This window comes from Niabella digestorum, from assembly GCF_036409055.1.
In the GTDB taxonomy this organism is placed as follows: Bacteria; Bacteroidota; Bacteroidia; order Chitinophagales; family Chitinophagaceae; genus Niabella; species Niabella composti.
In genome coordinates this window covers 141,248-164,516 of the sequence record NZ_JAZGLY010000005.1, presented here as the reverse complement: position 1 = coordinate 164,516, position 23,269 = coordinate 141,248, and the positions used below count along the sequence as shown (strand labels likewise).

Annotated in this window: 19 protein-coding genes; 9 read left to right on the top strand and 10 right to left on the bottom strand. The window is 41.0% G+C overall.

Annotated features, from left to right (window positions below):
- Positions 1-4 precede the first annotated feature (4 nt).
- From V2H41_RS10100 to V2H41_RS10085, 4 genes are all read left to right on the top strand, one after another.
- The gene (locus V2H41_RS10100; RefSeq protein ID WP_330975034.1) at positions 5-430 is read left to right on the top strand and encodes an SRPBCC domain-containing protein; all 426 of its coding nucleotides are present in this window, start codon (positions 5-7) and stop codon (positions 428-430) included.
- A gap of 30 nt (positions 431-460) precedes the next feature.
- Positions 461-832, top strand: a complete 372-nt coding sequence (locus V2H41_RS10095; RefSeq protein WP_330975033.1) for a DoxX family membrane protein — start codon at positions 461-463, stop codon at positions 830-832.
- Positions 833-862: 30 nt separating this feature from the next.
- Entirely contained in the window at positions 863-1,291 is a 429-nt protein-coding gene (locus V2H41_RS10090; protein WP_330975032.1) for a VOC family protein, read from the top strand.
- A gap of 217 nt (positions 1,292-1,508) precedes the next feature.
- Entirely contained in the window at positions 1,509-2,081 is a 573-nt protein-coding gene (locus tag V2H41_RS10085) for a dihydrofolate reductase family protein (protein ID WP_330975031.1), read from the top strand.
- A 617-nt stretch (positions 2,082-2,698) separates the two neighbouring features.
- On the opposite strand, the gene mnhG is transcribed toward V2H41_RS10085, so the two are convergent.
- The 9 genes from mnhG to V2H41_RS10040 form a co-directional block, all read right to left on the bottom strand.
- Positions 2,699-3,127: a monovalent cation/H(+) antiporter subunit G gene (mnhG, locus tag V2H41_RS10080; protein ID WP_330975030.1), complete on the bottom strand. Its 429-nt coding sequence runs from the start codon at positions 3,125-3,127 to the stop codon at positions 2,699-2,701.
- Positions 3,120-3,392 carry a monovalent cation/H+ antiporter complex subunit F gene (locus V2H41_RS10075; protein WP_330975029.1) on the bottom strand — a complete coding sequence of 91 codons (273 nt, stop codon included), beginning with the start codon at positions 3,390-3,392 and terminating at the stop codon, positions 3,120-3,122. Before V2H41_RS10075 ends, mnhG begins: the two co-directional genes overlap by 8 nt.
- Complete coding sequence (locus V2H41_RS10070; protein WP_330975028.1) at positions 3,389-3,868, bottom strand: Na+/H+ antiporter subunit E; 480 nt, start codon at positions 3,866-3,868, stop codon at positions 3,389-3,391. Before V2H41_RS10070 ends, V2H41_RS10075 begins: the two co-directional genes overlap by 4 nt.
- An 11-nt stretch (positions 3,869-3,879) precedes the next feature.
- On the bottom strand, positions 3,880-5,382 hold the full coding sequence (locus V2H41_RS10065; protein ID WP_330975027.1) for a proton-conducting transporter transmembrane domain-containing protein: 1,503 nt from the start codon (positions 5,380-5,382) through the stop codon (positions 3,880-3,882).
- Positions 5,379-5,732 carry a Na+/H+ antiporter subunit C gene (locus tag V2H41_RS10060; protein ID WP_330975026.1) on the bottom strand — a complete coding sequence of 118 codons (354 nt, stop codon included), beginning with the start codon at positions 5,730-5,732 and terminating at the stop codon, positions 5,379-5,381. Before V2H41_RS10060 ends, V2H41_RS10065 begins: the two co-directional genes overlap by 4 nt.
- A 2-nt stretch (positions 5,733-5,734) precedes the next feature.
- Positions 5,735-6,148, bottom strand: coding sequence for a Na+/H+ antiporter subunit B (locus V2H41_RS10055; RefSeq protein WP_330975025.1), 414 nt, complete (start codon positions 6,146-6,148; stop codon positions 5,735-5,737).
- 2 nt (positions 6,149-6,150) lie between these two features.
- Positions 6,151-8,457: a putative monovalent cation/H+ antiporter subunit A gene (locus V2H41_RS10050; RefSeq protein WP_330975024.1), complete on the bottom strand. Its 2,307-nt coding sequence runs from the start codon at positions 8,455-8,457 to the stop codon at positions 6,151-6,153.
- An 89-nt stretch (positions 8,458-8,546) separates the two neighbouring features.
- Positions 8,547-10,460, bottom strand: a complete 1,914-nt coding sequence (locus tag V2H41_RS10045; RefSeq protein ID WP_330975023.1) for a RecQ family ATP-dependent DNA helicase — start codon at positions 10,458-10,460, stop codon at positions 8,547-8,549.
- A gap of 84 nt (positions 10,461-10,544) precedes the next feature.
- Positions 10,545-11,396, bottom strand: coding sequence for an AraC family transcriptional regulator (locus V2H41_RS10040; RefSeq protein WP_330975022.1), 852 nt, complete (start codon positions 11,394-11,396; stop codon positions 10,545-10,547).
- Between the two features lie 140 nt (positions 11,397-11,536).
- Between V2H41_RS10040 and V2H41_RS10035 the strand changes: the two genes are divergently transcribed.
- From V2H41_RS10035 to V2H41_RS10015, 5 genes are all read left to right on the top strand, one after another.
- Complete coding sequence (locus tag V2H41_RS10035; RefSeq protein WP_330975021.1) at positions 11,537-13,054, top strand: trehalase family glycosidase; 1,518 nt, start codon at positions 11,537-11,539, stop codon at positions 13,052-13,054.
- Positions 13,055-13,098: 44 nt separating this feature from the next.
- Entirely contained in the window at positions 13,099-16,119 is a 3,021-nt protein-coding gene (locus V2H41_RS10030) for a SusC/RagA family TonB-linked outer membrane protein (protein WP_330975020.1), read from the top strand.
- An 11-nt stretch (positions 16,120-16,130) separates the two neighbouring features.
- On the top strand, positions 16,131-17,714 hold the full coding sequence (locus V2H41_RS10025; RefSeq protein WP_330975019.1) for a RagB/SusD family nutrient uptake outer membrane protein: 1,584 nt from the start codon (positions 16,131-16,133) through the stop codon (positions 17,712-17,714).
- 68 nt (positions 17,715-17,782) lie between these two features.
- Positions 17,783-19,810, top strand: coding sequence for a kojibiose hydrolase (locus V2H41_RS10020; protein WP_330975018.1), 2,028 nt, complete (start codon positions 17,783-17,785; stop codon positions 19,808-19,810).
- Between the two features lie 6 nt (positions 19,811-19,816).
- Positions 19,817-21,055: an MFS transporter gene (locus tag V2H41_RS10015; RefSeq protein WP_330975017.1), complete on the top strand. Its 1,239-nt coding sequence runs from the start codon at positions 19,817-19,819 to the stop codon at positions 21,053-21,055.
- Between the two features lie 12 nt (positions 21,056-21,067).
- On the opposite strand, the gene V2H41_RS10010 is transcribed toward V2H41_RS10015, so the two are convergent.
- Positions 21,068-23,209, bottom strand: coding sequence for a heavy metal translocating P-type ATPase (locus V2H41_RS10010; protein WP_330975016.1), 2,142 nt, complete (start codon positions 23,207-23,209; stop codon positions 21,068-21,070).
- Between the last annotated feature and the right edge of the window lie 60 nt (positions 23,210-23,269).

Genomic DNA, 23,269 nt, shown 5'->3' with positions numbered 1-23,269 from the left:
TTTTATGGAAGTAAAAAGCATTGTTGCGGTAACATTAATTGAACGTCCTGTGAACGTAGTGTGGGAATACTTTATCAATCCATCCGATATCCAAAAATGGTTGATAAATGCGCAGGGTTACTGCTGTATAGATGCTGTCAATGATGTGCGGGAAAATGGAGTGTATCATTTTCAAATGCAACATCCGCAAACCCAAGCGTTGTTTGAAATAAAAGGAACGTATGTCCAGGTAATTCCGCAGCAAATTTTAGTAGCTACTACGGAGCAGGGAAAGAAGATTACTACAGAGTTTCAGCAAATAGATGAGAATACAATTGTGAGAGAGACTTCTGCACTCCAGGATGGGGCATCGCATTCAGTGTTAAAAGAGGAGCGCGAATACATACTGAATAGCTTTAAAAAATATGTCGAATCGCAGCCAATTGTTTAAATCGGAACTAATATTATAAAATCCCTTTTTATGAAAATCGTTAAAAATATCTTATGTGTACTATTTGCTCTGATGTTCATTAATGCGGGGCTGGATAAGTTTTTTCATTATATGCCTGTACCACCGGCGGATGAAGCTACTACTAAATTATATGAAGCAATTGGCACCATCAGTTGGTTAATGCCACTGGTAGGAACGGTTGAAGTAGTGGGAGGTTTGTTGTTCCTCTTCCCCAAAACACGTGCACTGGCCGCATTGATAATTCTTCCTGTGATGGTAGGTATTCTGGTACATACCGCTACTTTCTTTCCCTCAGGACTTTTGATTGTCATCTTAATGTTTGTTGTTCTTTTATGGGTAATTGCAAGTAACTGGAATAGATACAAAATTTTGATAAACTAATTTTTTTATAAAATTCAAAAACCTACAAGTATGCCGAAGCTAAATCCCTATCTGAATTTTGACGGTAAAGCCGAAGAGGCTTTTAACTTTTATAAGTCTGTTTTTGGAGGAGAATTTCTAGGACCTGTTACACGTATGAGTGAGCTCCCAGGGACCGAAAATCTTCCTGAAAATGAAAAAAACCGAATTGTACATATAGCTCTGCCTATCGGTAATGACATACTGATGGCTTCTGATATACTTCCTTCTGCAGGACATAAGTTAATTGAAGGCAATAATAATTATATCTCTATTTTCCCTGATTCCAGAGAAGAGGCCGATCGTTTATTCAATGCGCTTTCTGAGGGAGGTGTTGTAGAAATGCCTATGGCAGATCAATTTTGGGGAGCCTATTACGGCAGCTTCACTGATAAGTTCGGTGTAAGATGGATGATTAACTATTCAACCAATCCCCAGTAATTAAAAGTACATATCTTTTATACAGCACAGCCGAGGAAGCCTTTAAGAAAATAAGGTGGTGCTGACTCATAAATGATCTATAATGAACGCACTGATGATGCTAATAGGGAATAAATTATCAGTGCGTTCGTATGGATCGGATGATTAAGCCAAAGATTTGCTACAACCCATCAATTAATAGAGCAACAGATATGACGATGAATCAATCCCTAACAATATGAGGAAGATAATTTCTTTCATGCACATGACATTGGACGGATTTGTTGCAGGACCGCAGGGAGAACTTCAGTGGGCTCAAGTGGATGAGGAGCTTTTTGATTATATAGGCAAGCGCATCCAAACTGGCGATACAGCCCTTTATGGACGCAAAACTTATCAAATGATGGAAGACTATTGGCCTACAGCTGGTGAAAAACCCAATGCTACTAAGCATGAGGTAGAACATTCTACCTGGTATAAGAATGTGCATAAAGTGGTATTGTCAAAATCATTGCAGGGAGCCAATTTGAAAAATACGACTATCATTAGCGATAACTTAGCTGATGAATTAGCCAAAGTGAAACAACAAGCAGGATCAGATATCTTATTGTTTGGGAGCCCAACAGCTACACATTGTTTAATAGAACAAAATTTAATTGACGGTTTTTGGCTCTTCTTAAACCCTATTATTTTGGGACAAGGCATCCCTTTATTTAAAAATATTGAGAATAAAATAAATCTGCAACTGTTACCTACTACTAGACAGTTTAGTAACGGTGTGACAGAATTGAATTACGAAGTAGTGCGATAAATTATAATTGTAAGAACTAAGACCTGTGAGGAAGAATTGCTAACTGCCCCTATAATGATGTTGAATCGTTTTCTGCCCACTGGTGTGCATTTGGTAAAATCTTAGAATAGAGTCAGCATTTAGTTGCATCTTTTCTTTATATCATTGGACATTGTTAAAGATGGCTGCTTGATGATATTGACTTCTTGAACCAGATTTTAGTAAGATTTGGCAGTAGTTATAAACATTGTGAATCGTTGGTTGTAGTAATTATTAGAGTAAAATAAATGGTATAAGCTAGTTGATAGAGTAATACAGTGTATACGGCGAAAATATCAACATCTCAATTCAAAAGCCCAAAGAGTTGGAGGATGATGATGCTTCCCATCTCGATAACTTTCCGGAATGAGTAGGCTTTATCAAATTGGTAGCAGCTTCTACCGAGCAAAGAATTTGAATGCAATTCTTCTTAGAAACCTGTTACCGATAGTATTATTGGGGAGATTTTCTTGACAGTTTTCTTATGGCTAGTAATAACCGTTTCATTCTCGAAAATATTGCATTTAGGATGCAATAACAAGAACACAGCAACGGCAGCCTTCGGGCTGCCATTTTTTGTAAATGATATTTACCTATTATTATTTTGTCTCTTCTTCAGTATCGGCAATTTGGTCATTGTATGGGGAGGTAGATTTATCAATAGCATCTTTTGGGTCACTAAGTAGTTCGTGAGTTTCTTTATTATACATGCCATCTAACTCATCTACTACAGTGCCTTTCCATAAAGGGGTACCTGTGAAATAGGCGGTTCTGCCAATCATATGTGCTGCTATGGGTGCCGTAATGATTAAGAAGAACAGGATGGCAATCGATTTTGTAGTAACCGAAGCGTCTCCAGGGAACATGATGGCTGCACATATTAGAAACAAACCTACTCCCAAACTGGATGCTTTTACCGTAACGGACAACCGTAAATAAAAATCGGGCATTCTTAAGATACCTATCGAGGCAAATAATATCGCTAAAGCGCCCACAGTACTGAGTATGGCTAAAATTACGTTAATCATCTTTTTGTTTTTCTATATAGTAAGAAAATGCAATAGTTCCTAAAAATGCAATAAGCGCCAAGATGATGGCCACATCCAATAGAATCTTCTGATTCTCTCTGATGCTGTAAACCGTAATAATACCAATACCTATGGTAATAATAAGGTCCAATGCTATTACGCGGTCTACTATCGCTGGCCCTTTTATTAGGCGCAAGAATACCAATATGACGGAAATCGTCAGTATCGGCATTATTACAAAGTCAAAATAATTGGCTAGTGTCATCTTAATATCTCTAATAAACGTTTTTCAATACCAGTTTTCACCGAATGAACAAATTGCTCAGGGCTTTTGATATACATTACATGAATGTACAAGGCTTTTTTATCTTCACTTACATCAAGGATCAATGTGCCGGGTGTAAGCGAAATGAATGTAGATAGTACATTGATTTCAAAATCGGACATGTCATCGCTGAGCGGATAACGTACCACGCCAGGAGTAAAAAAATATTTTGGGGTAATAACATCATACGCCACCTGAACGTTTGCCTTCAGCAACAGATACAAGAAATAAAAGAAAAAGCTAAATATTTTCGGAAGACGATAAAAATACCGCCGGTCTTCTTCGTGCCGGTTCATGATCCATAGTACGAAGAAGCCCAGTATAAATCCTATTGCAAAGCCCGAATAGGACAGAGCTCCTGTGAGCGCTACCCAAATAAAGGAAAGCAATAAGTTCATCAAAAAGTTCCTTATCATGGACTTCTTTTTTATTTTCTAAATACAGCTTTAACGTAGGAATCGGTATTCACCAACTCTTCTGCAATTCTATCTGCGACTTGAGCTATTACTTCAGCATTTAAGCCGATATACAGTGTTACACATGCTAGTATACCCACCGGTAGAATCAACAATAGTTTTCTGAGAAACGATGAAGATTCGAATTTATTATCTATTTCCGACTCGGCCGGTACATCTTTCCAGAACACTTCGGCCCATAATCTTATAATGACATATAATGTAACGAGGCTGCCTGCGATTAATGCAACAATATAGAAGAATTGATGTTCGGCAAAAGCCTCTTTGAATAAATATAATTTCGGCCAGAAACCAGATAACGGTGGAACACCCACTAGTGAAAACAATACTAGCGCTATCAATAATGATATTTTGGGATATTCTTTATAAAGGCCACCCAATCTTTCCATCGTCATTACTCCCCGCAGCTGCATAATCACCCCGGCAATAAGGAAGAGATTGGTTTTTACCATAATGTCATGTATGAGATAAAACACGGTTCCCATCAGGGCTATCTTTGTAAACATCGATATGCCCCCAATCATAAAACCGATATGACACACGATAAGATAAGAAAACAGTCTGCGTAGATTAGTTTTGATAAGAGCGCCGAATGCACCGGTGACGATGGTGAGCACGGCAATTACCATTAGCAGTTTTTGCGTAAAACTATCCGGAATAAAAATGAGACTATGCACGCGTAGCATGGCATAAATACCCACTTTGGTAAGTAACCCTCCAAAAGTAGCTGCTACGGCCGACGGCGGAGTATGATAAGAAGAAGGTAGCCAGAAATAAAGTGGAAATACAGCCGATTTAATCCCAAATCCCAGAATGAAAAAGATGGAAGTAATACCCGCCAGTGAAGGATTTTGAATGTTACTCATTTTAGTAGCCAGGTCGGCCATATTTAATGACCCCGTCATTCCGTACAAAATACCGATGCCGGCAAGGAAAAACATGGAGGCCAGAATATTCATCGACATATATTTCAAAGCCCCCTCCAGCTGTGTTTTACGCCCCCCTAGTGTCATTAGTACAAATGAGGAAATAATAATTACCTCAAACCATACATAAAGGTTAAAGATATCACCCGTCAAGAAGGCGCCGTTTAATCCCATAAGAAGGAAATGGAAAATGGGAAAATATCCGTACAACATTCGCTGACGGCTAAGACCTGTTGCAGAAAATAGCGACACGGCAAATCCTGCAATAGATGTAAGCAGTACCATGGTGCAGGCCAATAAATCGGCTACAAATACAATTCCAAAAGGGGCTTCCCAATTGGAGGCATTTACAGTAATGGTACCATTTTTATAAACATAAGAGAAGAGGGATATCGCAGCAATTAAAGCAGCTAAAGTTCCGGTTGCAGATAGTATTCTTTGAGTAATAGTTTTTCTCCAAGCAGTGAGCTGAAGAACTGCTATTACCAGATGAATAAATATAGGAGCCAATAACAAGTTTCCAATCATATATCTTCTTCAGGTGTATTTAAATTATCTAGGTCATCCGTTTCTAAAAGGGCATATACTCTTTTTAGCAATACAATTGCAAAAGCAGTCAAACCGAAGCTGATTACAATAGCTGTAAGAATCAACGCCTGAGGCACAGGGTCTGCATAGGATTTGTCCAGCACTTCACTCATCGAATCGATGATGGGAGGTTTTGCTTTTACAATGCCACCCACAATAAAGATGAGAATATTGGTGGCTGTGCCCAGAAGCATAATGCCCAATAAAAGTTTTACCATACTTCTTCTCAGGATAAAGTATACGCCTCCTGCGTACAACAGCCCCATTACTAATATTAATAATAACTCCATAATTAATCGTCGGTTAAGGAAATGGTGAATAATATGGTGAGTACCACACCGATTACAACCAGATACACCCCTAAGTCGAAAAATAGTGCAGTTCCCAATGAGCCCACAATGGGATATTTCCCATCTAACCACATACCTGTCATTGGTGGAAGCCCAAACAACATGGGAAGAATTACACTGGCGCCAGAAATGCCCAATCCTATGGGAAGCAACGATAAAGGTTTTCTTCCCAGCAGTTTCATGGTAGCATCGGTGCCATTAGCAAAACTATGCAGCACGAAGGCGATGGAAGCTACCAGTCCTCCCACGAATCCTCCTCCGGGATAATAATGTCCACGTAGAAGTAAGAAAACAGAGAACAACAATAAGATAGGCAACAGATAACGCGTTGCTGTAAGTAATATGTTACTTCTCATACTTATTCTTTTTCCGATGGTTTTAATCTTAATCTTAAGAGATTATATACTCCAATTGCCGCAATACTCAAAACTACTGTTTCAAAAAGGGTATCAATACCTCTGAAGTCTACCAGAATTACGTTTACTACGTTTTTACCTTTACCTGCAGTATAGGCATTGGTACCATAAAAATCACTGATAGCAGTAACAATAGGCTCGTGATGCGCCTGAAGAGCAATGAGACAGAGAATAAGTCCAAATCCCAGAGCGATAGCCATATCGCGATAACGCTCTTTCTTGGTGCCCAGATTGAGAAACGGGGGCAGCTTATACAGCACCAATACAAACAGTACGGTAGTGAGTGTGTCGATGGTGAACTGTGTCATGGCTAGGTCTGGAGCACTATAAAACACAAACATCAAACAGATACAATATCCAATAACACTCATGCATACTACCGCCGTTAGTCGGGAGCGTGTAACAAGCATCATCGCTAATGCACCAATCAAAATACCAATAATGACTACTTCATAAATGGTAAGCATGGTGAGGGAGTAGAAGTCGATTTCAACCGGTCCGCTCAGCCATAGTTTATAAGCTAACAAGGCTTCTGCAAAAAGAATGATCCTAATATGGTAAGAGCGCAGATACCCATTATGAAATTTTGTAGTATACCATTCTGAAAAGCGGAACAATGCTCCCACACATCTATCCATCAGCGATGCCGGACTCAGAGGTTTAAATTTGTTGATGAAAGATGTACCACCACCGGGTTTATTAATAAGATAGACAAGTGTACCCAGCACGATCGTGACCGCACTAAGCGCTAATATATGATTAAAGCCGTGCCATATTTTTAAATGTGTGGGAACACTCACCCCGGCAATGGCGTTAGCAGCCTGTGCTGAAAAAAGATGACCGGCTGTCCCCGGAATAATACCCAAGATCACACTAAGAACGCCCAGTATCAGCGGAGCTATCCACATTGATATAGGAGGAAGATGTATTTTTTCAAATTGATTGGGTAGGTATCCTGCAAATGGTTTGATACCAGCCATGAACCCCGCCGCTACCAGACATATATTTGTGGCTACAGCTAGTACAGTTGTGATGATTGCTACACCTGGGCCTGAGTGCAAGGTGGCTTCGTAAATAAGATCTTTCCCTATAAAGCCAATTGTAAGCGGAATACCGGCACTGGAACATGCTGCCAGTATGCCTGCAATAGCTACGGGCAATAACACTTTGCGCAATCCTGATAACTGGATAATATCGCGTGTATGGGTTTCATGATCGATAATGCCGGTTACTAAAAATAGCGTTGCTTTATATAAAGCGTGTACCAAAATGAACACACTGGCTGCAATGATGGCCTGCTGTGTTCCGTTTCCTATCAGGAAGGTGAGTATACCTAAAGCCGAAATAGTAGAATATGCAAGAATACTTTTTAGGTCGGTACGTAATAATGAATGAAACGCTGCGTACAGCATGGTGATACCCCCTACAATCATTAATGTATTGCTCCACAGATCCGTATTGCCCAGTATAGGATTGAATCGGGCTAGCAGATAAATACCTGCCTTCACCATAGTGGCTGAGTGTAGATATGCTGAAACAGGTGTAGGTGCTTTCATGGCATCCGGGAGCCAAAAATGAAAGGGGAATTGTGCCGACTTAGTAAAGGCGCCCATCAGGATGAGTCCTAATGCAAGGGGATAGGACGAATGGTGAACAATGATATCGCGCGATTGCACCAGTTCAGAAATAGAATAAGTGCCTGCGATATTGCCTAACAGTAATAACCCTGCCAATAGAAAGAAACCTCCTAGCCCGGTAATACTTAATGCGGTGAGGGCGCTTTTGCGGGAAGAAACCTGATCGTTGTTAAATCCAATCAGAAAAAACGAACTAATGCTGGTGAGCTCCCAGAATATGAACAGTAACAGCGCATTGTCTGCAAGTACCAATCCCAACATGGCTGACATGAACAGGAACAAGTAGCCAAAGAACCGGTCAAAGTAGACATGCCCTTTAAGATAGGTTCTAGCGTAGAAAAAAATACCCGTACCAATGCCCGTGACTAAAAGTGCAAATAAATAGGAAAGCCCATCCAGTCTGAAATCCAAATCAACCCCGAGAGAAGGTACCCAGCTTACGGATTGGTACAATGTATTACCTCCTGATATGCCGGGCAGAAATTGTAGATAATATATAAATAGTGCAAGGGGAATAAATGGTAGTAAAATACTCCATCTTCCTTTCAGTAATCTACCTAAAGGAACTAATAGTATAGATGTAATAAATCCGGTCAGAATACTGTATAGCATGGAAATAGCCGTTTGTTCGCGATTGCGCTAAATGTAATGAAAAGGAGTGATTTTTTGTAATAAACCCGAATGTTTTTTTACAAAAAAATCTATTTCACCAAAGAAATACTCCCGTCGCTCGTTAAATGAATTTTGCCTTCATCCACCAGAAAATCAATGACGGTCCAAATGTGTTCTTTGTTATAATCCCGAAGGGTTTCAAATAGTTCGTCAACTATTACGGGCCGGGTATATGTGCTCAGTAAGACAGTAATCTTTTCAAATAGATCCTGTGAAACTAAAGTTTTTCTCTTTCTAAGACAGTTGTCACATATACCGCATTCGCTGATTTTGTGATCACCAAAGTAATTGCCGATAATTTTACTACGGCAATTGACCGTTTCGTGGATGTATTCGAGAATTTTATGAATTCTCTCTGTAAAGAGAGTTTTTCTTTCTTTATGTTTTTTCAGATTAATCTCCAGTAGAGAAGTTTTAATGCGTGTACGTGTTAGCGTCACCTGAGGGTCTTCCTTTTGAGGTTCGTACACAATAATTCTGTCGCGGTGGAGCCGTAGCAGTTGCTCCTTTACTGTGGTTGTATCGCAACGTAACAAATAGGCCAGATAATTTTCGGATATAGGCACAGGATAATCGTAGATACCTTCATAGGTGCGTAATAATGTTTTAATAAGTGGTTCGAACTCAGGATGGTTGTTTTCATAATGGTACAAATCATCTTTGTAACTACTGAAGCACACTGTAGCAGCACTAAATACCTGTTCATTAAAACTCAGCCATCCATCCTGCTCCAAGGCTTTTAATCCGTAAATAGTGGTTTGCACGTCGAGTCCGAATTTTTTTACAAAATCTTTTAAGATGAAATCATAGCTTTCACCCGGGGCTTCTCCCTCAGGTAACTGAAGATAATTAACGACACTACTATATACGGTTCGGATAGTTTCCGGAGAAGGATATCTAATTTCGGGAAGTTGTTTCAGATCTTCCAGTTCATTATCGTTATAGAGTAATACTGCATAAGCACGTTGCCCGTCACGTCCCGCACGTCCGGCTTCTTGATAATAGTTTTCTAAGCAGTCCGGTACATCGGCATGAATAACAACGCGTACATCGGGTTTATCAATACCCATACCAAATGCATTGGTACAAACTATGATGCGGATTTTGTTCTCAATCCACTGTTGTTGCTTTGTGTTTCTTTCCTCAGTACTCAGCCCGGCATGATAGAAATCAGCAGCAAACCCTTGTGCCTGCAGTAATTCGGCAATTTCTTTGGTGCGTTTACGGCTCTTGCAATAAATGATGGCTGCACCTTGTACGCGGTTCAGTATCGATACAATCTTATTTATTTTTGATTCGATCTTGAAAACACTATAGGAGAGGTTCGGCCTCTCAAATGATTGCTGGAAAATTTTAAATCGGTTATCTGAACCTAAAGAAAGTTTTTCACAAATGTCTTGCTGCACCAATGGTGTGGCAGATGCTGTAAGTGCAATAACGGGTACATCGGGTAGCTCTTCTCGCAGTTGAGCGATGCGTAAGTAGGGAGGTCTAAAATCGTAGCCCCATTGTGAGATACAATGCGCTTCATCCACAGCAATAAAGTTTACATGCAGCGCTGGGAGATATTCCTTGAATAATACTGTTTCTAGGCGTTCGGGCGATACATATAGGAATTTACAATTGCTGCGTGCTGCTGTTTCTAAAACTTGGATGATATCCTTGCGCCGCATGCCCGAGTGTATGGCAAATGCAGTAATACTTTTTTTTCGCAGATGCTGTATCTGGTCATTCATTAAAGCAATGAGCGGGGAGATAACTAGACACAGCCCGTCTTTGCAGAGAGCGGGAACCTGATAACAGATGGACTTTCCGCCACCGGTGGGCATAAGCGCTAGCACATCATGGCCTGCCAATGCAGCTTCAACAACTTCCTGCTGCATAGGCCTGAAACTGCTGAAGCCAAAATATTCTTTTAAGGTTTCCAGTGCTTGTATGCTCATAAATGGCTTTAACGCCGCTTCTAAAATAGTATTTTTCAATCAACCTACAGGTTAAATTTTTATATAGTAATTATATAGATCCCATCAGGTTACGGGTTCCATATTCTTTTTAAACTCCGATGGGGTTAGATTCATGATTTTCTTAAACAACTTATTGAAATAAGTGACATGATTGAAGCCGCATTCAAAGCACACCTCTGCAATGCTTTTATCCTGATGCAATAGTATACAGGCTCTTTGAATGCGGTACTGATTCACAAATTCGGAAAAAGTAATGTTGGTTGCTTTTTTGAAGAAATTACAAAACGATGGCACTGATAATCCCACCAGTGCAGCCACCGTTTTAATATCGATTTCATTATGATAATGCTGTTCTACATAGGTGAATACTTTTTGCAGTCGACTTTTATGTTTGGTCAAAAGAGTGGGAGATACAATCGATGTGTTTAAAATATGATATTCATCGGAGGTGGATAAAATATGAAATACTTCCAGCATAGTAAGATAGCGCTGAAACGGCGGTTGGTCAACAATGGCCATCAGTTTTTCTCCTGCCTGTTGTTTGGTATTGCCGTAAAAGGAAAGCCCGTATTGGGATTTGGTCAGGAGCTGTTCCAATGGTCCCGATTCGGTAAGATGTAGGGGGAGCACTTCTTTATGTACCTGCACTACAATTTCCTCGTGAAAGCCGCTACTGTTAATACCGAATCCCGAATGGGGCAAATTGCTTCCAATGAGTACGAGATCTCCGTTGAGATAATTGCTTAAGTGATTTCCTACATGACGTGTCCCGTTTCCATATGGCACATATACAATTTCGTACTCCGGATGATAATGGTATTGCCAGATAAAATCCGTTTTCCGAACTCTCTTATGATGGATAATGCGAAAAGAGCTGCCAGGGTCAGCCCGAACTATTTCGTACTCAATTTTCATAATTATGTTAAAAATATTAAAAAAAGTGATTAATAAAGTATAAGTAATTATGAATAGAGTTCTATTTAGTAACCCTAGTGATCATGAAATTTGCGGGGAGAGTTGGATGTTGCTTACCATATTCTTAATCGGCTTGCTCTATGATTATTAACACTACCGATATTGGATTTTATAAAAGGGATCTGTTTAAGCGCGTACAGTTAGAGCACCTTTTTGAAGATCAGAAAACTTTTGCCGATGCTCTGCCATTGATGGATACCAAAATCATTGAGGCCCGGTATCGCGAAGAGGTGCAGAAGCCGGGTTTTGATCTTAAGGCTTTTATTTACGAGCACTTTGAAATTCCCCGATATCAACCTCGTACCATAGAAGTACAGATAAAGAAATCTATCCGTGAGCATATTATCGGTTTATGGGATGTGCTGACCCGCGTTAATACTGTTCCCAGAGGATCGCTGTTGGGATTGCCATATCCTTATGTGGCACCGGGTGGCCGTTTTGATGAAATGTATTACTGGGACAGTTATTTTACGATGTTGGGTCTTGCCGTGAGTAATCGTATAGACCTTGTAGAGTACATGGTCGAAAACTTCACCTATTTGATTAATACGGTAGGGTTTATTCCCAACGCTACAAGGAATTATTATTTAACCCGTTCCCAGATTCCTTTTTATGCAGCAATGATAAAACTGCTGCAAGGATTAAAAGGTGAGGAAGTTTTGGGTAAGTATCTGCCTGCTTTGGAAAAGGAGTATGCTTTCTGGATGCATGGTGCGGAACATTTAAATCCGAAAGATTATCATTACAAGCGTGTGGTGCGTATGGAAGATGGCACGATTTTAAATCGTTACTGGGATGATGAAGATGCGCCACGTCCTGAAGGCTATGCTTTTGATGTCAAGCTCGATACTCATAAAGAAGGATTCTATCGTCATATCAGAGCAGCCTGCGAATCGGGTTGGGATTTTTCGAGCCGTTGGTTTGAAGATGAAAAGGATGTTCGAACGATTTGCACAACCGATATTATTCCTGTGGATCTGAACTGTATGGTATTACTGCTTGAAAAGACACTTTTAGAAGCCTATGAGTATATAGCCGATACTGAAAAGGCAGATCGATTGCAAAATGTCGTCACCATGCGCATCGAAGCCATCAATAAGTTTATGTGGGATGATGAGCTAGGTGTGTATCGAGATTTCAACTTTAAGAAGAAAAAAAATACTAATGCTTTCACACTTGCGATGTTATTTCCACTCTTTGTAAGAATAAGTAAGCCAGATCGTGCAAAGAGAGTATTAAGTTTTGTAAGTGAAAAAATGTTAAACACCGGCGGTCTGCAAACTACGATGGTGAATAGCGATCAGCAGTGGGATGCTTCTAACGGTTGGGCTCCTTTGCAATGGATCGGTTATAAAAGTGCTTTAAACTATGATGATAAAAAGCTTGCCTATGCTATTAAAAAAAGTTGGATGGATACCCTGGAGGCAGGGTATGAGCGTACAGGAAAACTTATGGAAAAATATCCCGTCAGCGGACTTCCGGTAGTGTTAGATGCCGGAGGTGAATATCTGAATCAGGATGGTTTTGGATGGACCAATGGCGTGTATTTAGGTATGGCCGTTGCCGATATGGAAAACACTGTAATTACACATAACTGAGCACGAGATAAAAAACAATTTTTTTAACCTAAAAATCAACGATTATGGAAAAAACTGCTTTTCTAACAAAGCAGGCCGCGAAGCTGAAAATGCTTTTGCTGTTGCTTGTCATTTTTTCATTCAGTCATGCCTATGCGCAGAATGGCTCCATTACTGGAACAGTGATGAACGACAAAGGAGAAAATCTGCCTGGTGCTACTGTTTCAGTGGAGGAGAAAGGCACAAATGTGATGGTAGACGCTGACGGAAAATATACTATTACAGGATTAGCCCCTGGTACTTATAAATTGTCAGTTTCATTTGTAGGTTATGACTCGGCAGAACGTACTGTAACCGTAGGTGAAAATGAAACACAGACCGTTGACTTCGTATTATTGACAACGGCACGTACCATTGATGAGGTTGTGGTAATCGGGTATGGTACTGCCAGAAAAAGAGACCTTACTGGTTCGATGGTTACCATCGGCGAAAAAGATTTTAACAAAGGTGTTATTACCAACCCCGATCAGCTGATTCAGGGTAAAACGCCCGGTGTGATGATTATTAATAATACCGGACAGCCGGGTGGTTCCGTAACGGTTCGTATTCGTGGTAACTCTTCTATTAGAGCAAGTAACAATCCTCTGTTTGTGCTGGATGGTGTACCTATGTCAGGAAACTCACCGGTTCCGGCAGGACGCGGTGGTTTTACTTCCGACAGAGGTAATCCGCTTACGTACCTTAATCCCGGCGATATTGCCAGTATGGATATTTTGAAAGATGCCTCTGCAACTGCGATCTATGGTTCGCGTGGTGCCAATGGCGTAGTGCTGATCACAACTAAAAAAGGAAAAGCCGGGGAACCTGTAATCTCGGTAGGGGCTTCTGTAGGTTTATCCAATCTTAGAGAAAAACCAAAAGTATTAAGTGCAGCACAATTCAGAGAAGCCTTACAATATTACACACCAAGCGAAGCTGCAGATGCGGATTTTGGAAGTGATGTTGATGCATTTGATGCTATTACCCGCACAGCTGGTACACAAAACTATTATGCCGATGTATCAGGTGGTACTAAACACGGGAAATATCGAGTATCAGGAGGTTTTATGGACCAAAAAGGTATTGTTATTGGTTCAGAACTTAAAAAGTATACTACCAACTTTACTGGAAACTTCCGTTTCCTGGAGAATAGAAGACTGGGACTTGACTTTTCTTTATTCTATACACAAATCAATAACAAGTACGCTCCTATAGACGTGGGCGTAGGAGCAGAGGGAAATGTTATTTCACAGGCGCTGCAATGGAATCCTACACGTCCTCTCAGAGATGCTGCCGGTAATCTTACATACATTAATACCAATACACGTAACCCGCTAGCAAGTATTGAAGCTTATAAAGACCGCTCTGTAACGAATACCGCAGTGATTAATCTGTCGCCTTATTATAAAATCACCGATGATCTGGAATATCGTTTTATTTATAGTGTAATGAGACAAAGCGGTTCTCGTGAAGGTATGTATAGAGCCGGTATCATCGACCCGAGTGCAGATAACAATGAGCAGGCATTTATCTCCAATAGTGCCGAAACCAACCAGCAGGTAACACATACCTTATCTTACAACAAGCAGGTTTCTCCCGATTGGCATATCAATGCTGTTGCGGGTTATGAATATCTGGATTACAATTATAATAACAATCTCATGTTTGGTGGTGGATTCAGATATCTGGGGTTAGACTACTATGATTACATGAACTATTCTGCCATCAACACCAGAGAGGTTACATCTTATAGAAGCCCTACCAATCAGTTGCAGTCGCTATTTATTCGTGGCGGATTTAACTACCTAAATCGTTACTTGCTTACTGCAACTGTAAGAAGGGATGGTTCTACTAAGTTTGGTGCTAATAATAAGTATGCCATCTTCCCTTCGTTAGCTCTAGCATGGAATATTCATGAAGAATCTTTCTTGCAAGAGAGCAGAGGTGTAAATCAGCTGAAACTAAGATTAGGCTGGGGTAAAACCGGTAACCAAGAGTTTCCTTCCGGTGCATCGCTGGATAGATTCGTGTTTGGAACACAAAGTATCAGCCAAGCCAACTATGGTAATCCTGACCTGAAATGGGAAACTTCTATTACACTGAACGCCGGTCTAGACTTTGCCTTTTTCAATAATCGTTTGTATGGTTCTATTGACTTTTTTAATAAGAAAACTACAGATGCACTGTTTGAGCAAACCCTTGCACAGCCTGCACCTGCAGGACGTATTTGGGTGAACCTAGATGGAGAAGTAGTGAACAAAGGTGTTGAAATAGCATTAACCGGAACTGTAATCAGAAACAGCAACTGGACCTGGGATGTTACCGGAAATGTTACTTTCCTGAAAAATAGTGTAAGCGGCTTGTTGGGATATTATGAAACTGGTGCTTTAAGAGGTCAGGGCTTCTCAGGTGTACTGGGACAGAGAATGGTGAACGGACAGCCCCTGAATGTATGGTATCTGGCCATCTATGAAGGTATCGATCCTACCACCGGCATGAGTATGTATCGTGGTTTGGATGGAAGTATCAGTACAGAGAACGACCCGGCTATTAATAAATTCTATGTAAACAGTCCTAACCCCAAAACACTATTGGGTATTTCTACCAATGTTTCTTACAAGAAGTTTACACTCAGTGCCAACATGAACGGCGCTATGGGACATTACTTGTTTAACAACACTGCAGCTACTACACTGGGATTAAGTAACCTTTCTTTAAGAAATATCGGTTCTAAATTCTTTGATAAATCGGTTAAAGAATCTACCTCTAACTCAGCATCGCCTTCTACACGTTATCTTGAAAAAGGTAACTACATGAAAATGGCGAATGCTACTTTGAGCTATAAAGTAGGTGATATCGGAAAAACCATTAAAAACCTCAATATATCTCTTACAGGTCAGAACCTTTTCATTCTTACAAAATATACAGGATTTGATCCAGAGGTTAATACCGATGGTTCTAGCAACGGTATTCCTTCTCTGGGTATCGAATACCTGCCTTATCCACCTGCAAGAACTATATTATTAGGTATTAATTTCTCTTTATAAATTTTAACGACATGAAATCAAGAATCTTAACATACATATTTGCAATAGGCGCTCTGTCAGCAGGTTTTACTGCCTGTACTAAGCTGGAAGAGGAGTTTAGAAGTGAGTTGCAGGAAGGTACTTCTAACAATGTGGATCCTGCAGGCTTGTTAGTAACCGCTTATACTTCGCTCAATACTCCCTATCAACATGATCAACGCTGGGTGTTACAGGAAATTTCTACCGATGCAGCGATGGCGCCCACACGCGGCGGTGACTGGGACGATAATGGTATGCACCGTTCTATTCACCTGCACACTTGGAATCCCGATAATGGATACATGAATAACACTTTTGTGAATTTGGGTAGTGCTATTTATAACGCTACAAACGTACTACGTTATAATCCTAGCGCGCAGCAAGCTGCAGAGGCCAGATTCATCAGGGCTATTGCTATGTTTGATATGCTGGATTTATTTGGCGTGGCAGTATTGCGCGAAGGCGATGCATTGGAAGACTTCAGAACTCCTCCCTCTGTTCTTCAGCCTCAAGAGGCAATAGACTACCTGATTAATGAGCTGAATGGTATTATGGGCGATTTGCCTAATAACGGCCCTACCGGAGCTTATGTTGCTAATAAAAATGCAGCAAGAACACTGCTGATGAAGATTTACCTGAATAAGGGCACATTCCTCAATCGTCAGTCACCTACTTTTGATGCGGCTGATATGAATAAGGTCATCTCTTTGGCGGAAGAGATTATGGGTTCTGGTTTATACTCGGTATCGGCTCCTGGTAAATATTTTGACAACTTCGCTCCGGATAATGATGTGAAATCCACCGAAAACATTTATACACTGCTGAATAAAAACGGCGAAAGAGGAGGAAATATCGACAGAACTTGGAATACAATTGCGCACTACAATATGCTGCCAGGAGGATGGAACGGTTGGTGTACTTTATCAGATTACTACGATAAGTTCTCTGCATCCGACGAAAGAAGGGGCATCTACTATGATTATCCCGCCGATACTACATCTAACAGAACTAAGGGATATCATCGTCAGAATGTAGGATTTCTGGTGGGGCAGCAATACAGCTATGTTACCAATCAGCCTTTGATGGCGCGTAATCCAGCCAATACTCCATTGGTATTTACCAGAGAAGTAACCATTCGTACATCCGGTGCTACAATTGAAACAGCCGGAATTCGTCCAATAAAGTATGCTTTTGATTATAGTGTCACAGGTCAAAGAAATAACGACTGGGTTGTATTTCGCTATTCGGATGTATTGTTGATGTATGCTGAAGCAATTTTAAGAGGTGGTACCGGTGCTTCCACAACACCGCTGGCTTTGGTTAACTCTATTAGAGTGAATCGTGGCGTTCCTGCATTATCTTCCCTGACTTTGGATGAACTTCTGGATGAAAGAGCTAGAGAGCTTTATTGGGAAGGATGGAGGAGACAGGATCTGATTCGCTTTGGAAAATTCCTTCAGGCATGGCAAGAAAAACCAGCCGATCCGGATCCTAAAACATTGGTATATCCGATTCCTAGCCAGCAAATAGCTGTGAATCCTAACTTAACACAAAACCCCGGATACAACGAGCAATAGGCAATACTTTTCGTATAAAAAAGCCACTTGCAAGAGTGGCTTTTTTTACTCTGACAAACCCGTGTAGTATGAAACGATTTGTTTTAATCTGTTGTGCATGTATTGGCTTAACTGCCCTGCAGGCTCAAGACCCGTGGAAGATTACCGCCACGCAAATCAATCCTGCTTCCTACTATGGTGTGACGGTGGCTAATGGTATGATCGGTATTGTATCATCAGCAGTGCCCTTTAAAGTAAAAGAGGTGGTACTGGCAGGAGCCTACGATCGATACGGAAGAGGTAGGGTAAGTAATTTTCTGAGAAGTTTTAACCTTTTGAATAGTTATTTAGAAATTGATGGCAAACGCATCGAAGCAAAGGATATATCAGGCTTTACACAAACGCTGGATATGAAGAGGGCCGCATTTACAACTTCTTTTACTTATGCCAATAAGGCTACGGTTACTTACACTTATTATGCATTGCGTCACTTGCCTTATACCGTTTTGATGGATGTACAAGTTGCGGCTAAGACTAATATCAATATTACTGCTGCAAGTGTAATGGAAGCTCCTGATGCATTACGCGATGTGCAGAATTACTATAATGAAATCGATAGACCTCATGTAACCATCAGTTTGCTAACTTCTTCTGCAAGCAGCCCCACAGGTAAATTGCTGATGTGTGCGAGCAACACCTTTTTGTTTAGTGAACCTCACGGGCAAGAACCGCGTATCATTCATGAAATGTGGGATAACAATATGCATTTGATGAAGTTTTCGAAAATGATAAATGCCGGTACTACGTATAGTTTTTCAATTGCCGGTTCTTCCATCACTTCTGCTCATCATGAAGATCCTTTGAATGAAGCTGAACGCGCTACCATCTTTGCAAAATTGGAAGGTAGAGATAGGCTCGTGCAATTTCATACGAAGGCTTGGGAAAAATTATGGGAAAGTGATATTGTGATAGAAGGCGACCCGCAGAGTCAGCAGGATGTACATAGCATGATGTATCATTTATATTCTTTTTGTAGAGAAGGAAGTGCGTTTTCTCCATCCCCCATGGGATTGAGCGGACTGGGTTATAACGGCCATGTATTTTGGGATACCGAATTATGGATGTATCCGGCAATTTTGGTCTTACATCCCGAAATTGCAAAAAGCCTGATTGAATATCGTTTCCAACGTTTGGAAGCCGCCAAGCGCAATGCATTTAGCAAAGGTTACAAAGGGGCCATGTATCCTTGGGAAAGTGCAGAAACTGGTGTAGAGGAAACTCCTGTATGGGCACTCAGCGGGCCGTTTGAACATCATATCACGGCTTGTGTGGGAATTGCCGCTTGGAACTATTATTGTGTAACACAAGATAAAGAATGGTTACGTGAAAAAGGATGGCCCATTTTGTCAGCAACAGCCGATTTCTGGTCTAGTAGGGTAGAACGTAATGGACCCGGCCAATATGATATCAAAAATGTAGTAGCTGCGGATGAGTGGGCCGAAAATGTAGATAACAACGCTTTTACCAATGCTGCAGCCATTTGTAATTTGAAATATGCAACAGAAGCGGCAAAAGTCTTAGGACTTACTCCTAACCCAGATTGGTTGCATGTGGCGGAGAATATTCCTATATTGAGGTTTGAAAATGGCGTTACGAAAGAGCACGCCACTTATAAAGGTGAAGGCATCAAACAGGCTGATGTGAATTTGCTTGCATATCCCTTGAAAATGATTACACATGCTGAGGACATTCAGCGCGATCTGGAATATTATGAAACCCGTGTGCCCGATGAAGGAACACCGGCCATGACACAGGCAATCTTTTCCTTGCTTTATGCAAGGCTTGGTAATAGAGAAAAAGCGTTTCATTGGTTTCAGGATGCGTATTTGCCTAATCTATTGCCTCCGTTTAGGGTAATTGCAGAAACCAAGGGAGGAGCCAATCCTTATTTCGCTACCGGAGCAGGAGGTGTATTGCAGGCAGTGCTCATGGGGTTCGGAGGATTGGATATTACTGCAAGCGGTATCCGTCAGGTACCGTCTGTGCTACCGTCGCACTGGAAAAAATTAGAGTTGAGAGGCATCGGTCTGGATAAAAAAACTTTCATCATAAAATAAATCATCATGCAGTCTCGTTGGAAAATAAAGCTATCGCTATATTTAAACTATTTCGTATTTGCTGTTTTACTTAATAGCGTGGGTATTGTAATTGCTCGTGCTATTAAACTGTATGGTGTGGATGAGAAACAGGCATCCATACTGGAAGCTTTCAAAGATCTTCCCATCGCTATCGTATCATTTTTTGTAGCCTCTTTTTTACCCAGGTTGGGTTATAAAAGAGCAATGCAGATTGCATTGATGATTGTATTGGTAGGATGTATGGGCATGTATTTTGGTAATAGTTTTCTGGCTGCCAAAATGATGTTCATGTCAGTAGGAGTTAGTTTTGCTTTGATTAAGCTCTCTGTATACAGCCTTGTTGGAATTGTATCAGATAATCCCAAAGAGCATTCATCTTTGTTAAGTTCAATTGAAGGGTTTTTTATGGTAGGCATAGCTTCTGCCTATTTCCTCTTCCCGATTTTTTATTCCGAAACCCAGCCACACAATTGGTTAAAAGTGTATTTGGTATTGAGTGCACTTGTTTTGATATCGCTGTTGTTTCTTAGTATGTCCAATATTCGAATCGAGGCTCCTACGGCCGGGGCAAACTGGAGGGATGATATTAAAAACTCCCTTAAGCTTATATGGAATACGCTAGTGTTGGTGTTCTTGTTTTCTGCTTTTTTCTTTGTGATGATTGAGCAGGGGATTATGACCTGGTTGCCGCGTTTTAATGAGAAGATTTTTTCGGTTTCTGATAAACTAAGTGTACAGATGGCCTCTTTGCTGGCGCTATCATTGGCTCTAGGAAGATTTTTGGCCGGATGGCTGAGTAAACATATTTCCTGGGTAATCATTGTTATTACCTGCTCAATATGCGCTATAGCACTGTTGCTTCTCATACTGCCCCGATTGCAGGGAGGCGATGAGGCGGGGGTAGTACTGAGTAGCTTTACAGAGGTTCCTTTGTCGGGCTTTATGTTGCCTTTAATTGGAGTATTTATTGCACCTATCTACCCATTGCTGAATTCAGCAGTGTTGAGCCATTTACCCAAAAGCCTGCATGCACCTATGTCGGGGCTTATCATTATTTTTTCCGCTTTGGGTGGTACTTTGGGCTCTCGCATTGTCGGCACGCTTTTTAAATCGATCGGAGGTGTCAATGCATTTTATTTTCTGATTGTTCCTGTGGTTTTGCTGATTGTTTCTGTACTATTGATACAGGCTATTATAAGGAAGCAACCAGCACATGCATCTTAGAATAGCTTGTATTTATACCACCTTCTTCACTAATAGGCGACTGCTGTTGATGCCTAATACCACATCGCTAAAGGCCATTACCAGCGCACCGATTTGAGGCGTCAGTAATCCGAATGCAGCTATGGGAATTGCAATGATATTATAGGAAAACGCCCAGAACAGGTTGCCCACAATAGTTTTGTAAGTGTGCTTACCCAGACCCAGAGCCATAGGGAGGTTTTTCAGACCATGGTTCATCAGTACTACTTGTGCGGTTTGCATGGCAATTTGTGTGGCATCGCTCATGCTAATACCGATAGTAGCTTTAGCCAATGCTGGAGCATCATTGATGCCGTCACCAACCATAGCAGTAGGAGTTTCGGCATTCTTGGCGGCTATAATTTGCAGTTTTTCCTCCGGTGTTTTTTCAGCAATCACTTCATCGATACCCAATATGGCGCCAATCTGTACTGCTTTGGATTGCTTGTCGCCACTCAATAAAATAGTTTTGATGTTTTTACTTTTGAAATAGTTGATTACATCTTTAGCTTCAGGGCGTAACTCATCAGCAACATCGATATATCCGATGAGAGTACCATTCTTCAATACATAAATGTTATGTGCATCATCGTTTGTGAAATGTGCAGCAATTTTATAAGAGCCAGCTTGATATTCATTGCCTTCCTTATCTGTAGCGCGCATACCTTCGCCCTTTATTTCTTCTACTTTTTGCCAACGTATTTCATTGTTCGTTTTCCAGGCTTGTACGATAGCTTTGGCAATGGGATGATTAGAATACTTTTCCAGTGAATATACCAAGCGTTTGAAATCATCCTCACTGATGTGCTCTTGTATTGCCTGATAACCGGTAATGGTAAAATTTCCGGTAGTTAATGTGCCGGTCTTATCGAAAACTACTTGTGTAATATTTTTAAAGTTTTCGAGGCTGGTAGCATTTCTGAATAGGATACCATTACGTGCACCACGTCCCAATCCTACTGCAATAGCAGCCGGTGTGGCTAATCCCATGGCACAAGGGCATGCAATCACCAGCACGGCAATGGCTCGCATCAGTGATGGGGTGAAGTCTTTTAATACCATCCAGTTGATGATTAATGTGAGTGCGGCGATGCCCAAAACAATGGGAATAAAAACGGCACTGATCTTATCTGCCATTTGCTGTACCGGAGGTTTTTCGCCCTGAGCTTCTTTCACCATATGAATAATGCCTGACAGTACTGTAGCGTCCCCCACTGCTGTAACCTGGGCTATTACGGTACCATCAGTAAGAACACTACCTCCAATCAGCTTTTCTTTATAACCTCTTTTTACCGGAGTACTTTCTCCGGTAATGATAGATTCGTTTACATAAGCTTCGCCCCACAATATTTTACAATCTGCAGGTACCTGCTCGCCGGATTTAATGAGGATTAAATCTCCCGTGCGCAGGGTATTACTCTCGACAGGGAATATATGCTCGTTATGTTCGTTGTCGTATGCAATCATATTGGCCATTACCACTTGTGTTTCGGCCAGCTTCTTTAACTGCGACTGTGTATTTTCCACTGTTTTATCTTCGATATAGTTTCCGAGAAAAACTAATGTGATGACGGTAGCGGTGGTTTCGAAGAATATGTATTCGTGTTGTCCTGTGATTAGTCCGTACAGGCTGTACACGAATGCAGCGGTAGCACCCAATGCGATAAGCACATTCATATTAGGCATGCCGTTTCTAATACTCTTCCATGCGCTTACGCCAAAGAACGACATTCCTACAATGTACACCGGTAATACCAATATTAACTGAATATGCGGCTGCATAATCCAGCTATGATGCATTGCTGGGATCATGTGCAGCATGAGTACCAATGTGAATGGTAGACAGAACCAGAAACGCTGAGCATTGTTTTTAAGAAAACCTGTTTTGCTTTCTGTATGGCCATGGGCGTGAGAGTGAGCGGCTTCATTCACAACCTTGTATCCCAGATCTTCCAGCCCTTTGGAAATGTGCTCGACAGATTGAGTAGGGTTGATTGAGAAGCTCACGTCTCCTGTGGCGAAATTGACTTTTATTTCTTTGGCACCTTCTTTATCAAGATATTTATTAATGGTCAGTGCGCAAGTAGCACAATCCATTCCCTCAACTTTCCATTGTATTTTATTATTGTCTTCCATAATTAGAACCTGTTACTTTTATAACATGCAAAGTTACCGCAAGGTTTAGGCGGGTAGCAA